This window comes from Kribbella sp. CA-245084 (assembly GCF_050942355.1).
GTDB lineage: Bacteria > Actinomycetota > Actinomycetes > Propionibacteriales > Kribbellaceae > Kribbella.
On the sequence record NZ_CP192053.1, the window covers coordinates 7,347,997 to 7,363,306 of the forward strand.

Sequence of the window (15,310 nt, forward strand, 5' to 3'; positions counted from 1 at the left end):
AGCCGAGCGATAACTTTCCGCACCCGCGGCGCATCGAGTACCTCGGAAGCAACACCAACTATGAGGAGCACCGAATGAGGACGATGCGACGCACGGCCGCCCTCCTGGGGGCGGCTGTTCTAATGGCAGGTCTGGGGACCGCCACTGCCTCCGCGGCCAAGACATCGAATCCGAAGATCCAGTCGATCTGTTCGCTGGACCTCGGCTCGATCACCGCGAACGGCAACTATGTCGACCAGGTGGTGTCCGCCGCCAGCCCGCCAGTTGCGAGCGAACGCCGGGTCGGTCCGCAGGTCGCCCAGCCGGGCGAGACGCGGGCGAGCGCGACGTGGGAGTTCAAGCCCGAACCCGAGGGCGGCAGCTCCGACAGCGGCTACGCGCTGTACGGCGACACGCTCTACAGCACGGTCATCAACAACGTGCCGGACGGACCGTGGTGGGGCCGCGGGCTGGCGATGGAAGACATGAGCGCGTACACGTCGATCGCGCGAGCGGCGTACCCGAAGGGTGACTCGCCGACCCGGCAGTACTTCTATGCGCTGCGCAACGACGGCTCGCTGGTGCGATGGAAGCGTGACGCCGAAGGGTTCCACCCGCTCGGGACGTACGCCGGCTTCTCGGCCGTGAAGACGATGACGCTGATCAGCACGACGTCGACGTACGACACCTTCCTGGCCACCACCAAGGCCGGCGCGCTGTACACGATCCACATCCCGACCACGTCGCCGCTGACGCCGGTCGTGAAGGTCGTCCGGTCGTCGACCTGGCAGGGCTTCGAGGCGATCGTCGCCGAGAAGTGCGGCACGCAGTCCACGCTGCTCGCCGCGATCGACACCGACACCGGATCGGCGTACCTGTACGCCATTGGTCACGCCAACGGTACGGCCACCGCCATCCAGAGCCTGGGCAAGGTCCCCGGCACGTTCAACGACCCGGTCTACTTCCTGCGCACCTCGCAGGCAGGCACGCCGCTGAACGGCGAGTAAGGGTCAGTCCTGTGGATCCCAACGGGCGTCGCGGAGGTTCACGCGCCCGTTGGTAATCCGCACCCCGTCCGAACGCAGGCGGTGAAGTTGCTCGTCGCCGACCTCGTCAGCCGGTACGCCGGACGCGCGGATCACCCGCCACCACGGCACGCCCCCGCCGTACTCACGCATGATCGCGCCGACCTGACGCGGTCCGCCCTGTCCGACGTACTCCGCGATATCGCCGTACGTCGCGACGCTGCCCTCCGGGATCGACTCGACCGCCCGCAGAACCGCCTCGACGTACTCCTCCCTGTCCACGGGCCAAACCTAGGCCAGCGGTGCGAGGGCCTTGGCGAGTGGCTCCAGCACTGACGGCCCGGCGTCCAGCGGCAGGTTCATGACGACCAGGTCGACGCCGGCCTCGCCGTACGCCGCTGCATCGGCAACCGCCTTGTCGAGCGGGCTGTCCGGGTCGACGCGGACGTTCACCGAGCAGGTGATCTCATTGACGTCCCGGCCGACCTCCTCGCACCGCTGGACCAGGACGTCCTTGAGGGGCTTCCACTCCTCCGGGTTCGGGACGATCACGTTCCACTGCTGCGCCCACCGCGCGACTGCGCGGAGCGTCCGCTTGGGACCCTTGCCGCCGATGGTGATCGGCGGGTGCGGGGTCTGCACCGGCTTCGGGTTGCAGTACGCCTCAGTGAGCTTGATGTACTTGCCGTCGAAGTTCGCGACCTTCTCGGTGAGCAGCTTGATCATCGCCTCGGTGCCCTCGTCGAAGCGGTCGAAGCGCTCCTTCAACGGGTACAGGTCGATGCCGTACGCCGCGGTCTCCATCTCGTTCCAGCCGGCGCCGATGCCCAGCTCGAGCCGACCGTTGCTGATGATGTCCGTGGTCGCCGCCATGTTCGCGAGTACGGCGGGATGCCGGTAGATCATCCCGGTCACCTGGCAGCCGACGCGGATCCGCGACGTCGCCTGCGCCAGCGCGGCGAGCGTCGTCCAGGCCTCCAGGTTCGGGCCCTGCATGTCACCGCTGAGCGGGTAGAAATGATCCCAGTGCCAGGCGGACTCGAAGATCTCAAACTGGTCCGCCGCGACCCACACGTCCCGCATCTGCTGCCAGGTGGTGTGTTCCGGCCTGGTCTTGATCGCGAACCGCATCCCGCGCCTCCCTAAAGGGGAACCGTTTCCCGGAACGGGACACTACCAACTAGCCGATGCAGAGAGATGTGATCGGACGGCTCTGCTGGAGGACCGTCACCAAGGTGAAGACCTCGGAGACAACTGCGGCCACCGCGGTCCAGAACAGGATCAGCACGATCGTCTCCCGGCTGCGTCCGAACCAACGCAGCAGCAAGAACAGAGCAACTGCCCCCACGGCGACACCGGTGAAGCTGAGCACGAACGCACTCGTCGGCAGCGGGAGCGTGCCGTCGCAAGCAGCATGCCGACGACGGGACAACTCGGTCTCCGCGTTGGCACTGGTCAGCGATAACAACACACCGGCAACGATCAGGCCGAACACCACCCCCTGGTGTCGCCTGGCCGGCCGAGCCTCGTCCCCCACGGGAGGCTCTTAGTCGAGGCCGAGGCGCGCGCGAACTTCCGGGCGCCGCAACGGTGGGACGGTCTGCGGCGGGGTCCGGCGGGCCGGCATCTCGTCCAGCAGCTGTTCGGTGATCCGCGCGACCTCGGTGGCCGCGCGCTCGATCGGGCCGCGCGTGGTCGCACTCAGCGAGCCGACGCCGGTCACCTTCCGCACGTACTGCAGCGCCGCCGCGTAAATCTCCTCAGAGGTCGCGGACGGCTCGAGTCCCCGGAGCACGGTGATGTTTCTGCACATGTGTCGACAGTACGTGCCCCAAGGGACAAGAACCTCAAAAAAAAACCTGCCCCTCGCTCCGCTCGGGCAGGGAAGGAGGAGGGGGCCCTTCGCGCTCGGGGCGGGAAGCGCCGCGCCCCCGCTCAGGGCGGGAATGTGGGAGGAAGCCTACGAGGTATTGACTTCCCTAATGGTCTTAGGTTTTCCTCATGGTGTGAGCACTGTCGTGAGGGATCGTCGGACTCGGCGTCGGCAGGAGACGATTGGGGAGATCCTCGACGTTGCCATCGAGTTGATGGGGGCCGAGGGGGTGGCGGCGCTGAGTTTGTCTGCGGTCGCTCGCCGGCTGGGGATGCAGCCGCCGTCGTTGTACCAGTACTTCCCGTCGAAGATGGCGATCTACGACGCGCTGTTCCAGCGGGGTGCCGAGTTGTTCCTGGCCGCGCAACAGGAGGCGATCGCCGCCGCCACCACCGACGACGTCGTGGAGCTGCACCTGATCGGCACCACGGCGTACGCGCGCTGGAGCATGCAGAACCCGGTCTACTCGCAGCTGATGTTCTGGCGGACGATCCCCGGGTTCGAGCCGAGCCCGGAGGCGTATGCACCGGCCCAGGAAGCGCTCGGCGTACTGCGGGACGGCCTGCAGGCGGCAGTCGACGCCGGCCGACTGCACCCGGACGCTGCGAGCGAGGAGGGTCTCGCAGTGTTCACGTCGATCACGGCCGGGGTGCTGTCGCAACAGATGGCGAACGAGCCGGACGCGACCTTCGAGACGGGGCGGTTCACGCGGCTCTTCCCCGTCGTACTGGAGATGTTCTACCAGCACTACTCACCTAGCAGGGGGAAGAAATGAGCGCGGTACTCGCGGAACAGATAGGGCGAGCCGACCGGCCGCGATGCCGGGTCCACCGGGACGCCGAGCTCCAGGCATGGCACGAGTTGCTCGCGTCGATCGAGGGGGACGAGTGGCAGCGCCGTACGGTCTGCGACGAGTGGGATGTCGCGGATATCGCCGGCCACCTGATCGGGCAGGCCGAGGACGTCAACCGGCCGCTCTCGTTCCCGCGCCGGTACCGGAAGGCCAAGCGGGTCTATCCCGACGTCCTACGGATCGACGCGCACATGATGATCCAGGCCGACGAGCACCGCGGTACGCCGCCGGCCGAACTGCGGAGCGAATTCGACCAGGTGTGGGCGAAGGCGACCCGGAAGATCTCGAACAACCCGGAGCTGATGCGGCGGCCGTCGATGACCTTCAACGGCGTCCGGATGAACCTCGGCTACATCCACGACATCCTGCTCGCGCGGGACCTGTGGATGCACCGCGACGACGTAAGTCAGGCGCTGGGCCGCCCCTTCGACGCCGGACCGTACGCCGAGGAACTGGTCGCGCAGGTGATGTACGACGTGATCGACGGACCGTTCTGGGGCGATCGGCCGGCGGTCGAGGTGGAACTCACGGGGCCGGGCGGCGGGACCTATCAACTCGGGAGGGGTGAGCCGGTAGGTCGCGCCGCGGTGGACGCCGTCGCCTACATGCGGACGCTGTCCGGACGCGACGACGCCCCAGTGGTTACGGGTGACCCCGTCGCCACTGAGGCGGTCGCATCCTGCCGGATGCCGTTCTAGTACGAGGGCTGGCTCGGGTCGATCTGATCGACCCAGGCCACCACGCCGCCGCCGACGTGGACGGCGTCGGAGAAGCCTGCGCCCTTGGCGATCGCGAGGACCTCGGCCGAGCGGACGCCGGACTTGCAGTGGAAGACCAGCTGCTTGTCCTGCGGCAGCTTCTCCAGCGCGACACCGGTCTGGAAGTCGGCCTTCGGGATCAGCACCGAGCCCGGGATCTTGTTGATCTCGTACTCGTTCGGCTCGCGGACGTCGATCAGGACGAAGTCCTTCTCGCCGTTGTCCTTGAGCTTGATCCACTCGCTCAGCTGCTTCACCGAGATCGTCGAGCCGACGGCCGCGTCGGCCGCCTCCTCGGTGATCGCGCCGCAGAAGCTCTCGTAGTCGATCAGCTCGGTGACGGTCGGGTTCTCGCCGCAGATCGCGCAGTTCGGGTCCTTGCGGACCTTCAGCGAACGCCAGTTGAGGTCGAGCGCCTCGTAGATGTTCAGCCGGCCGAGCGACGGGTCGCCGATACCGGTGAGCAGCTTGATCGCCTCGGTCACCTGAGCCGCGCCGATGGACGCGCAGAGCACGCCGAGCACGCCGCCCTCGGCGCACGACGGGACCATGCCGGGTGGCGGCGGCTCCGGGTAGAGGCAGCGGTAGCACGGGCCGTTGTCGGCCCAGAACACGCTGACCTGGCCGTCGAAGCGGAAGATCGAACCCCACACGTACGGCTTGTGCAGCAGTACGGCGGCGTCGTTGACCAGGTAGCGGGTGGCGAAGTTGTCGGTGCCGTCCACGATCAGGTCGTACTGCTCGAAGATCTCGAACACGTTGTCGTTGTCCAGCCGGGTCTCGTGCAGGACGACGTTCGTGTACGGGTTGGCCTCGAGGATGGACTCCTTGGCCGACTGGGCCTTGGACTTGCCCACGTCGGACTGGCCGTGGATGATCTGGCGCTGCAGGTTGGACTGGTCGACGGTGTCGAACTCGACGATGCCGAGGGTGCCGACACCGGCGGCGGCCAGGTACAGCAGGGCGGGGCTGCCGAGGCCGCCGGCGCCGATGACCAGCACCTTGGCGTTCTTCAGCCGCTTCTGCCCGGCCATCCCGACCTCGGGGATGATCAGGTGCCGCGAGTACCGTCGCACCTCGTCGATCGTGAGCTCATCGGCCGGTTCGACCAGCGGTGGCAGTGACACGTTGTCGGCTCCTCAGGAAGACGTCGGACGGGATCTCCGGTTTTCAACCATCTCTCCCACCCCCAATGTTCCCGCACATCCCAAGCGACCCCCGGCGGAGTCCACATCCCGGGCCTGTCGTCTCAGAAACGAGACGTGCCGGGCGCCCCCAGGGAGCCCGGCACGCCGGTAGTACTAGTCGTTGTCGATGATCGTCGCCGTGAGGGTCATCGGGACCTTCAGGTCGGCCCCGTCGACCTGCTGGATGATCGCGGCGAAGGTTTCGGCCGGCTCTTTGAGCTTGTCGTCGAGGATCTTCACGGACAGATCGCCGGTCGTCTGCCCCGGCTCGACGTAGCCGTCGATCGCGCGGTCGACCGGGCCGGTGCCGCCGTCGTCGTTGGCGGACGTGTAGTCCTTGCGGATCACCGCCGTTCCGTCCTTGAGCACTCCCCCGAACGACACGAACTTGTCGCTCGGAGCGGACAGTTTGACCCCGAAGTTGACCAGGCCGGTCTTCTCGGCCGTCTTGAGGTTGCTCAGGGTCAGCGTCGGCGTCGGGTCGTCGTCCAGGACCAGACCGTGGCCGAAGGACTCGTTCAGCAGCCCGTCGTGCGGCGCGGACAGCACCAGGCTGAACGGCAGGTCGTAGCTGTCCCGCGTGTTCCCGGTGATCGGCACAGACACCTTCTGCCGCACCTGTCCCGGCTTGAACACCAGCTGCCGACCGACGTCCCCGACGCTCTCACCGAGCTCGCCGTTCGTCTCGACGTACACGCTGACCGGCCGGATGCTCGGCCGCGACATGGTCACCCAGAAGTCGACTGCATGGGTGCCCTTGTCCCCCTCCTTCACAGTGACGCTCGAGGCGGACAGCTTCGGCAGCAGCGCCGCAGGCACCGGCCGGCCAAGCCCGGGCGACGAGAACGCCAGATCGCTCACGTACGCCGACCCGCTGGCCACCTTGTCCGTATGCAACTCCACCGCACGCACATCGCGCAGGTCGATGCCCTTTAACGACGACACCGGGATGCGGACCGTCCGCAGCAGGTTCTTCGGCAGACCGCTTTCGTTGCTCCCCGGCATCCGCACCAGCGCGTCACTAACAGCAGACACCGGTACGACGGCCGCCCGCCCGTGCCCGTCGACCACGTGAACGCTCAGATCGGTCTTCGGCGCGCCAACCGGGTCCGGTGCGGCGCGGAACGTCAGTGCGGCAACTCGCCGTACGTCGCGCTGCCCTGCCGGCACGCTGACTCGCACGACCCCGTTTGTCCCGGTCCACTTGAGCTTTGTGACCGCAGTGGTCGGCGTCTTGGCTGCAAACCACGCAGCACCCCAGTGCGGTGCGTTGGACCAGTCGTCCGTCGCCATACAGGTGGGTGTCGATGCTCGTAGACCTGTCGTGGTCACACCGGCGCACACTGTCGCAGACACCTTCCCAGTGACCGCTCCGGCCGGCAGCGCCTTGTCGAGACGGTTCACATCCCGCCCCTGCGACACCACCCGTACGACGGCCTTGCCCGCGGACGCCGCCCGCGAGTCCGATCCGTCGAACTGCGGCAGGAACTGCTTCTCATGCCCCAACTGCAACCGGAAGAACCCAGCGACGTACGCCGTACCGACGGCCTGCTGCTCCTTCGGTGTCAACCGGCCCGGGTACTTCGCACCGCACGGCGACGCCTTCTCGTCGCCGAACCAGTCGTCGTTCGACGGCGCGACGGACTGCCCCGGCGTCCACTCGGTGTTGAAGAAGTTGTGGTTGGCACCCATGACGGTCACGGTCGACCGCGATGCATTGTCGCCGTCGACGGAGTACCTCGTGTCGTCGTAGAACTTCTGTCCCTGCAGGTCGGACACGTCACCGTCGCAGTACGGCAGTAGGACGCTCATCGCCACACCTGGCACGGTTGCCCGCGCGAAGTCGGTCGGCGCGAGCGGCAGCACCGCACGGATGCCGTACTGACCGCCGCGGTCTGCGTTGAGCACCGCGGCGCGCGCAACACCCTCACCACCTCGCGAGTGGCCCATCAGGCCGACGTTCTGCAGGTCGATCTTGCCGACGAACCTGGTGCCGAACGGTCCGCCGCCGGTTGTCGACCACTTCCGCCACAACGCCAGGTGGTCGAGGATCAGCTCGGCCCGTGCCTGCGCGCCCGCGTCGTACGCCTCGCTGTCCCAGGCGTTGATCGCGTTGGCGCTGATCGACACGACCTGATACCCGTTGCTGGCCAGCGCGGTCGCCGGTCCGTCGTACCCGCGGTAGCTCGGGATCGCCTTCATACCTGGCGGACACGGCCACGGCTTGTCGTTATCCGACGGGTGAGTCGGATCGCCGTAGCAGACCTCGTGCCGGCCGTGCAGGAAGACAACCAGTGGCCGCGGACCGACCGCACCACGCGGCGAGTACACCTTCCCCAGCAGTTCCGAGCGGTGGCCGAGACCTGGCAGATAGACGGCCTCGTTGCCGAGGTTGTACTCCGCTGTGTCGACCTTGTACTTGCCCAGTGCGCCAGGGTCTGCCGGCAGTAGCGGACCACGCCGTGCCTTCAACCAGTCGGCGTCGGTCGGGCCGGCCGCAGTGATGCCCCGGGCCATCCCGGACTGCTTACCCAGGTCGCCGGACCAGAGCAGGCGTACGTCGCGGGCCTTCAACACGGCCGCATCAGCACTGACCAGTGTCAGCGACCTGCGGTCCGGCGACTGCTTCGCGACGCCCAGCGGTTTGCCGTCGACCTCCAGCAGCGGAAGCGACGCGCGCATCGGCGCAGGTGTTTCCAAGTGCAGCGTGAGCTGGTAGCCGCCGGTCACCGCGCGCACTTCCCACTGGTTGCCTTGAGCAACTGATGGCGGTGTTGGCGGTGCAGCAGTGGCGGTAAGTGTCCCCACACCGAGCAGTGCGACCATCCCCAGCGACAGACTTCGGGCGGTTCTGCCGATCACTCGCACAGTGGTCCTCTCGTTCGTTCGACAAGTCATCTGTAGTACTTGTCAGGCGAGAGGAAAGTTGACCGGATCCGTCGCTCAGTCGTGTCTCAGTCGAGCGTCGGATTCGACTCGATCAACTGGCGGAAAGCTCGAGCCACCTCAGCCGGGTGCTCCATCTGTGCCACGTGCCCGGACTGCGGCAGGTAGAGCAGCCGTGCGTTCGGGAACGTGCGCTGGGCCTTGGTGCGGATCCTTGCGTCGACCAGCCGGTCCCTGCCGCCATAGATCAACAGGACCGGGCACTGCACCTTGGCAGCGTCTGCCCACAACGACCGGCGCGGTCTGGCCAGCGACGACCGCAGAATGCTCCGTGCGCCGTCCACTGTCGCCTGCCGGCCCCACGGGTCCGTGTCGCGCCGGTGCAACTCCGCCTCGTACGCCGCCCGTACCTCTGGCGCCAGCGACCGCGGATCGCCGAACACCATCGCCAGCGAGGCCTGGAACCGCTGCTCGAACGGCAGCCGCGCCGACCTCTCCAGTACTGCGGGACCGAGCCGCGGCGTAGCCAGCGCGGTGAACCAGAGCGCACTGGCCGACACCCGCGGATGCGGCAGCGCAGGCGAGATCAACGTCAGCGAGGCGACCAGATCAGGACGCAGCGCAGCCAGCGCGACCGACGACGCCCCGCCCATCGAGTTCCCGAGCACGTGCACCGGCTGGTCGTACTCACGCTCCAGCAGCTCGGCCAGTACTGCGGCCTGCTCCGAGATCCCGGCCGCGCCCGACAGCGGCGTACGACCGAATCCGGGGAGGTCAGGGGCGATACCGCGGATCGTGTCGTTGAGCATCAGGCCCAGGGCGGTCCAGTTCAGCGATGAGCCGCCGAGGCCGTGCACGAACAGCGCGGGCGGCAGGTCCGGCGACGCACCAGGCACGTCCCTCACCAGCAGATCCACCCCTGCGACCGGCACCCGCCGCTCTGGCCACTGATTCAGCTCCGGGGGTTCGGCCTCCCCGGTTACTGGCCCGTAACTATCCACGACACCCATGTTAGGACGCCCGCTAGGTGGAGACTGGGACGCATGGCGGGCGCGCAGCAGCAGCTGACGACCGAGGTGGACGGGCAGACCATGAAGCTCACCAACCTCGCCAAGGTGCTGTACCCACAGACCGGGTTCACCAAGGCCGAAGTGATCGACTACTACCACCAGGTGGCCGAGCTGCTGCTCCCCCACCTGAGCGATCGGCCCCTGACCCGCAAGCGGTGGCCCGACGGCACCGAAGCGGCGTACTTCTTCGAGAAGAACGCTCCCCGCGGTACGCCGGCCTGGGTGCGCACGGAGACGCTGCCGACCCCTGGCAGCTCGACCGGACGCGACGAGATGAGTTTCGTGGTGTGCGACGACGTACAGACCGTGGTGTGGCTGGCCAACCTGGCCGCGCTCGAGCTGCACGTACCGCAGTGGCGGATCGGGTTGTCCGACGAGGGCAGGGACCCGCAGGCGGACCTGATCGTGTTCGACCTGGACCCGGGGCCCGGGGCGACGATCGTCGAGTGCTGCGATGTGGCACTGGCCCTCCGCGAGCTCCTGAATCACTTCGGGCTGGAGGGCTGGCCGAAGACGTCCGGAAACAAGGGCATGCACCTGTACGTGCCGATCGTGCCTGCGTCGTCCCGGCAGACCAGTGCGTTCGCCAAACAGCTGGCAGAGCAGCTGGCGGAGGCCCTGCCGGAGAACGTGACCGCCAACATGACCAAGGCGCTCCGGCCGAACAAGGTGTTCATCGACTGGAGTCAGAACGCCAGCGCGAAGACCACGCTGGCGCCGTACTCGCTCCGGGGCTCCGACGAGCCACGGGTATCCACACCGATCGACTGGGACGAGGTGGCGTCGGCCACGTCACCGGAGGAGCTCCGGTTCCTCCCGCATGACGTACTGGCCCGGATCGAGGAGTACGGCGACGTACTCGAGGGCCTGTACGACGATCCGCAGCCGCTACCGACCTGAGCCAGGAGGCGACATGTCAGGGACCGACTTCGAAGGCCCGGACTACGACCCGGCATTCGACGCGGAGTACGACACCGAGCGGGACCCTCTCGAGGACGTTGCCGAGGAGGACGTGCCCGCCGACGCCAACCCCGCGGACGTGGAGGAACAGCGCCGTGAGGTGGGTGACGACGAGGAAGACGATTACCGCTGACCGTCCTGGTTCGGCGGGGAAGCTACTGGTGAGGAGGACTGCTGGGTAGGATTCGGTGAACACCACCCGAAGGAGCGCCACCGTGTCGACCACTCCGGAGACTGCACCCAAGCGTGGGAGCCGCCTGCCCCGGCTGGCTCGGCGCGCGCAACTGCTCGAGGCAGCCCAGGAAGTGTTCGTCGCGAACGGCTACCACGCCGCTGCGATGGACGACATCGCCGACCGGGCCGGCGTCTCCAAGCCGGTCCTGTACCAGCACTTCCCCGGCAAGCTCGAGCTCTACCTGGCGCTCCTGGACACCTCCTGCGACGCGATCGTCGCCTCGGTGCAGGACGCGCTGAAGTCGACCGAGGACAACAAGCTCCGGGTCGCGGCGACCATGCATGCCTTCTACGACTATGTGGCGAACGCGCAGGGCGCCTTCCGGCTGGTGTTCGAGTCCGACCTGACCAACGAGCCCGCCGTGCGCGAGCGGGTCGACCGGGTCACGCAGGCCTGCGCCGAGGCCGTGTCCGAGGTGATCAGCGCGGACGCCGGTCTGAGCCGCGAGCAGTCGATGGTGCTGGCGGTCAGCCTGGTCGGCATGGCACAGGTCAGCGCGCGGTACTGGCTGGGTGAAGGCAACCCGTCGATCCCGCAGGAGTACGCCGCCGACCTGGTCGCTTCGCTGGCCTGGCGCGGCATCCGGGGCTTCCCCCGGAGCGACAGCTGAGGGTTCTGCTCTGGGCGGACGGGTGAGAGCTCGGGAGCAGCAGCGGATAGGCTCGAAAGCGTTACCGGCGAGAGCCGCCGGTCAGAACGTGCCCGGAGGGTTTCGTGGAGGTCAAGATCGGCGTCCAGCACGCCAATCGCGAGTTGGTGCTGGAGAGCGAGCAGAGCCCGGAAGAGGTCCAGGAACTGGTGACTGAGGCCCTCGCCGGCAAGACCGGTCTGCTGCAGCTGACCGACGAGAAGGGCCGCCGGGTGCTGATCCCGGCCGACCGGCTGGCGTACGTCGAGATCGGCGAGGTGTCGACCCGCAAGGTCGGGTTCGGCGCGATCTGATCCCGGTCCGGACACTTTCGAGCGTGTCCAGGTTGCGGAGCGCGGTCGAGAGGGCACGATGGCGGTAAGACCTGCCGCGTGATTGGTCTGGTTGTCACGGGGCACCAGGTGCGCGCAGGTCCGCCACCCCTCACAAGGAGGAACCGTGTACTGGGTCTGGATGCTCATCGTCAGCCTCATCGCGGGCATCATCTTCGGGCCGCTGGCCCGGCTGGTGCTCCCCGGCAAGCAGAACATCAGCCTCGGCTGGACCATCCTCGGCGGCGGCATCGGCGCCTTCATCGGTGGTCTGATCGCCAAACTCCTCGGCGTCAAGGACACATCGGGCCCGGACTGGATCCAGTACCTGATCCAGATCATCTGCGCCGCGATCGTCGTCGCGATCATCTCGTCGCGTAACAGCAAAGCCACAACCGCCTAAGCCCGGGCACCACCAAACGGCCGCCGCCCCGAGAGGGGCAGGCGGCCGTTGCCATTCAGGCCTGCAACCCCAGAGCTGTCATCCGGGCCGTGTGGGCCTCGGTCAAGCGGGTGAACATCCGGCCGATGGCGGCCAGGTCGAGGCCGGGGCGGTCGACGCTGCCGGCCAGCAGAGCGGTCAGGGAATCGCGGTCGGCGGCGATGCGCTGCGCCTGGCTGAGAGCTTCACCGACCAGCCGGCGGCCCCACAGCGCGAGACGGCCGCCCAGCTTCGGGTCCTCCTCGATCGCGGCGCGGACGCGGTCGACGACGAACTCGGCCTGACCCGAGTCCCCGAAGACATCCAGCACCAACGCCCGGGTCTCCGCGTCGACGAACGAGGCGATCTCCCGGTAGAAGTCGTTCGCCAGGCCGTCCCCGACGTACGCCTTGACCAGGCCCTCGAGCCAGTCCGACGGCGCGGTGTGGTCGTGGAACGCGTCCAGCGGCGTGACGAACGGCCGCATCGCGTCCATCGGGTCCACGCCGAGCTCCACCAGCCGGTCCCGGAGTCGCTGGAAGTGGCCGAACTCGGTGGTCGCCAGCGCCGCCAGCTCCGCCTTGTCGTTCAGCGTCGGCGCCAGCTTGGCGTCCTCCGCCATCCGTTCGAACGCGGTCAGCTCGCCGTACGCGAGCACTCCCAGCAGATCCACCGCCGCGGCCCGGTAGGCGGGATCATCAAAGGCCGTCTGCTCCATGCCCGGCACCCTATCGGGCCAGGCCTACGAGTGGCGCAAACCACACGAAGCGGCGTTGACAGGTTGAGCGGTTACACTGGTGAGCGATTCGCCGGTGACGCGCCCAGATGGGCAAGCTGGTGCGAGGTGCTTGCACAGTGTCCCCGCGCCTCAGGTAACAAGGCGCCCGGCCCCTGAGCAATCTGTCCGCACAAGCATGTGAGAGGCGATCAGCCTGACCACCTTCCGAGAGCTCGGCGTGCTGCCCGAGATCTGCGACGCGCTCGACCGCGTCAACATCGTGGAGCCGTTTCCGATCCAGGAAATGACACTCCCCGTCGCCCTGATGGGCACCGACCTGATCGGCCAGGCCCGGACCGGGACCGGCAAGACGCTCGGCTTCGGGATTCCGTTGCTGCAGCGCACCATTTCCCCCGGCGAGGCCGACTACGAGGAGCTCGCCGCTCCCGGCAAGCCGCAGGCGCTGGTCGTCACCCCGACCCGCGAGCTGACCATCCAGGTCGCCAAGGACCTGACCACCGCGTCCACCGTGCGTACGGTGCGCGTGCTGACCATCTACGGCGGCGTCGCGTACGAGCCGCAGCTGGACGCACTGAAGAGCGGCGTCGACGTCGTCGTCGGTACGCCGGGACGCCTGCTCGACCTGGCGAACCGGGGCGTTCTCGACCTCGGCCACATCAAGGTGCTCGTCCTCGACGAGGCCGACGAGATGCTCGACCTGGGCTTCCTGCCCGACGTGGAACGCATTCTGCGCAAGACTCCCGAGCTGCGGCAGACAATGTTGTTCTCGGCAACGATGCCGTCGGCCGTCATCGGGCTGGCCCGCACCCACATGCGGCACCCGCTGAACATCCGGGCCGAGTCGCACGAGGACACCCAGATGGTGCCGACCACGGCACAGTTCGTCTACCGGGCGCACGATCTGGACAAGCCCGAGGTAGTGGCGCGGATCCTGCAGGCCGAGGACCGCGGCCGGGTGATGATCTTCTGCCGGACCAAGCGCGAGGCGTCCCGGCTCACCGACGACCTCGTCGACCGCGGGTTCAAGGCGGCCGCGATCCACGGTGACCTGAACCAGCAGGCGCGTGAGCGGGCCCTGACCCGGTTCCGCGGCGACAAGATTGACGTACTGATCTGCACCGATGTCGCGGCCCGGGGTATCGATGTCGAGGGCGTCACGCACGTCATCAACAACACCTGCCCCGAGGACGAGAAGGCCTACATCCACCGGATCGGCCGGACCGGGCGCGCGGGGGCGAGCGGCATCGCCGTCACCTTCGTCGACTGGCCGGACGTGACGCGGTGGAAGACGATCAACAAGGCTCTCGACCTGCCGTACGAAGACCCGCAGGAGATCTACTCCACGTCGCCGGAGCTGTACCACGACCTCGGCATCCCGACCGACGCCAAGGGCCGGATCCGCGCACCGCAGGCTCGCGAAGCGCGTGAGTCCCGTGAGTCCCGCGAGGACGCACCGCGCGGTCGTCGCGGCGGTACGTCGGAACGGTCGGAGGGCCGCTCCGACAACCGTTCGGACAACCGTTCCGAGGGTCGCTCCGAGAGGAAGTCCGAGGGCGATGGGGCGCCGCGGTCGGGACGGAAGCGGAACCGGACGCGGAAGCGCACCCGGGCCGGGCAGCCGGTCGAGGAGCTCGCGGACGTCACCACGAAGACCGAGGTCCCGCCGGCCACCGAGGCCGTCCAGGACGAGGACCGCAAGCCCCGCAAGCGGACCCGAGCCCGGAAGTCGGCCGAGGCGCCGCAGACGCAGGCCGTCGAGTCGGCTGAGGCGCGGACCGTCGAGTCGGCTGAGGCGCCGGCCGTCGAGTCGGCAGCTGAGGTCGAGGTGACCGAGGCACCGGCCGAGAAGAAGCCGGCCAAGCGGACCCGCACCCGCAAGACCGCGGCGACGAAGCCGGAAGCCGACGTCCAGGCAGCCGAGGCGAAGCCGGAGCAGGCGTCCGACGTCCAGGTAGCCGAGCCGACCGGTCACGCCGCCGAGGCGGCGGACGTGGCCGAGAAGCCTGCGAAGCGGACGCGCACGCGGAAAACCGCCGCCGTCAAGGCAGCTGCGCCGACCGCTGAAGCAGCAGAGCCGGCGGCCGTCGAGGCGGCAGAGGCGGGCGAGAAGCCCGTGAAGCGGACGCGGACGCGGAAGACCGCCGCCGCGAAGGCGGCTGCGCCGGCTGCTGAAGCGACCGCATCCGAGCCGACCGCCGTCGACGCCGGTGAGAAGCCGGTGAAGCGGGCCCGGAAGGCGCCTGCGAAGAAGACTGCGGCGCCGGCTACGACGCCGATCTTCAGTGCGCCGGAGTGACTGTTTCCGAACGGTGATCTGAGCCTGCAACACCCAGCCCCGCGTGGGCCGTCCTAGGGCGGTAACCA

Annotated in this window: 17 protein-coding genes; 9 read left to right on the forward strand and 8 right to left on the reverse strand. The window is 68.0% G+C overall.

The genetic code is table 11. The features are described 5' to 3' along the window. Positions 1-74: 74 nt before the first annotated feature. Positions 75-986 (forward strand): hypothetical protein, encoded by a 912-nt coding sequence (locus ACQPYH_RS34815; RefSeq protein ID WP_432880246.1) that lies wholly within the window; start codon positions 75-77, stop codon positions 984-986. 3 nt (positions 987-989) lie between these two features. Here the strand turns inward: ACQPYH_RS34815 and ACQPYH_RS34820 are convergent, their stop codons facing one another. Genes ACQPYH_RS34820 through ACQPYH_RS34835 form a run of 4 tightly spaced genes read right to left on the reverse strand, consistent with a single transcriptional unit; the run spans position 990 to position 2,817 of the window. Next, positions 990-1,286: an MGMT family protein gene (locus ACQPYH_RS34820; protein WP_130439910.1), complete on the reverse strand. Its 297-nt coding sequence runs from the start codon at positions 1,284-1,286 to the stop codon at positions 990-992. A 9-nt stretch (positions 1,287-1,295) separates the two neighbouring features. Then, positions 1,296-2,135: a TIGR03560 family F420-dependent LLM class oxidoreductase gene (locus tag ACQPYH_RS34825; RefSeq protein ID WP_432880249.1), complete on the reverse strand. Its 840-nt coding sequence runs from the start codon at positions 2,133-2,135 to the stop codon at positions 1,296-1,298. A gap of 49 nt (positions 2,136-2,184) precedes the next feature. After that, a complete protein-coding gene (locus ACQPYH_RS34830; protein ID WP_432880251.1) occupies positions 2,185-2,541 on the reverse strand; it encodes a hypothetical protein in 357 nt (118 codons plus the stop codon). 9 nt (positions 2,542-2,550) lie between these two features. Beyond that, a complete protein-coding gene (locus ACQPYH_RS34835; protein ID WP_427889793.1) occupies positions 2,551-2,817 on the reverse strand; it encodes a DUF2277 domain-containing protein in 267 nt (88 codons plus the stop codon). Positions 2,818-3,010: 193 nt separating this feature from the next. On the opposite strand from ACQPYH_RS34835, the gene ACQPYH_RS34840 reads away from it, so the two are divergent. Next, a complete protein-coding gene (locus tag ACQPYH_RS34840) occupies positions 3,011-3,652 on the forward strand; it encodes a TetR/AcrR family transcriptional regulator (RefSeq protein ID WP_432880254.1) in 642 nt (213 codons plus the stop codon). After that, positions 3,649-4,428 (forward strand): maleylpyruvate isomerase family mycothiol-dependent enzyme, encoded by a 780-nt coding sequence (locus tag ACQPYH_RS34845; protein WP_432880256.1) that lies wholly within the window; start codon positions 3,649-3,651, stop codon positions 4,426-4,428. Before ACQPYH_RS34840 ends, ACQPYH_RS34845 begins: the two co-directional genes overlap by 4 nt. Here ACQPYH_RS34845 and moeZ read toward each other — a convergent pair. From moeZ to ACQPYH_RS34860, 3 genes are all read right to left on the reverse strand, one after another. Then, entirely contained in the window at positions 4,425-5,615 is a 1,191-nt protein-coding gene (gene moeZ, locus ACQPYH_RS34850; RefSeq protein WP_432880259.1) for an adenylyltransferase/sulfurtransferase MoeZ, read from the reverse strand. The genes ACQPYH_RS34845 and moeZ overlap by 4 nt on opposite strands. Positions 5,616-5,789: 174 nt before the next feature. After that, positions 5,790-8,537 carry a Calx-beta domain-containing protein gene (locus ACQPYH_RS34855; protein ID WP_432880261.1) on the reverse strand — a complete coding sequence of 916 codons (2,748 nt, stop codon included), beginning with the start codon at positions 8,535-8,537 and terminating at the stop codon, positions 5,790-5,792. Positions 8,538-8,629: 92 nt separating this feature from the next. Next, the gene (locus ACQPYH_RS34860) at positions 8,630-9,466 is read right to left on the reverse strand and encodes an alpha/beta fold hydrolase (RefSeq protein ID WP_432880264.1); all 837 of its coding nucleotides are present in this window, start codon (positions 9,464-9,466) and stop codon (positions 8,630-8,632) included. Between the two features lie 138 nt (positions 9,467-9,604). Here ACQPYH_RS34860 and ligD point away from each other — a divergent pair, with 138 nt between their 5' ends. The 5 genes from ligD to ACQPYH_RS34885 all read left to right on the forward strand — a co-directional run bounded on the left by ligD (position 9,605) and on the right by ACQPYH_RS34885 (position 12,189). Further along, positions 9,605-10,531 carry a non-homologous end-joining DNA ligase gene (gene ligD, locus ACQPYH_RS34865; protein ID WP_432880266.1) on the forward strand — a complete coding sequence of 309 codons (927 nt, stop codon included), beginning with the start codon at positions 9,605-9,607 and terminating at the stop codon, positions 10,529-10,531. 13 nt (positions 10,532-10,544) lie between these two features. Next, a complete protein-coding gene (locus ACQPYH_RS34870; protein WP_432880268.1) occupies positions 10,545-10,724 on the forward strand; it encodes a hypothetical protein in 180 nt (59 codons plus the stop codon). Positions 10,725-10,806: 82 nt separating this feature from the next. Next, positions 10,807-11,436: a TetR/AcrR family transcriptional regulator gene (locus tag ACQPYH_RS34875; protein ID WP_432880270.1), complete on the forward strand. Its 630-nt coding sequence runs from the start codon at positions 10,807-10,809 to the stop codon at positions 11,434-11,436. Positions 11,437-11,540: 104 nt separating this feature from the next. Continuing rightward, positions 11,541-11,768: a DUF3107 domain-containing protein gene (locus ACQPYH_RS34880; RefSeq protein ID WP_432880273.1), complete on the forward strand. Its 228-nt coding sequence runs from the start codon at positions 11,541-11,543 to the stop codon at positions 11,766-11,768. Between the two features lie 145 nt (positions 11,769-11,913). Then, positions 11,914-12,189: a GlsB/YeaQ/YmgE family stress response membrane protein gene (locus ACQPYH_RS34885; protein ID WP_432880275.1), complete on the forward strand. Its 276-nt coding sequence runs from the start codon at positions 11,914-11,916 to the stop codon at positions 12,187-12,189. A 55-nt stretch (positions 12,190-12,244) separates the two neighbouring features. On the opposite strand, the gene ACQPYH_RS34890 is transcribed toward ACQPYH_RS34885, so the two are convergent. Then, a complete protein-coding gene (locus ACQPYH_RS34890) occupies positions 12,245-12,925 on the reverse strand; it encodes a ferritin-like fold-containing protein (protein WP_130439937.1) in 681 nt (226 codons plus the stop codon). 238 nt (positions 12,926-13,163) lie between these two features. On the opposite strand from ACQPYH_RS34890, the gene ACQPYH_RS34895 reads away from it, so the two are divergent. Beyond that, complete coding sequence (locus tag ACQPYH_RS34895; RefSeq protein ID WP_432880278.1) at positions 13,164-15,242, forward strand: DEAD/DEAH box helicase; 2,079 nt, start codon at positions 13,164-13,166, stop codon at positions 15,240-15,242. Positions 15,243-15,310: the final 68 nt, after the last annotated feature.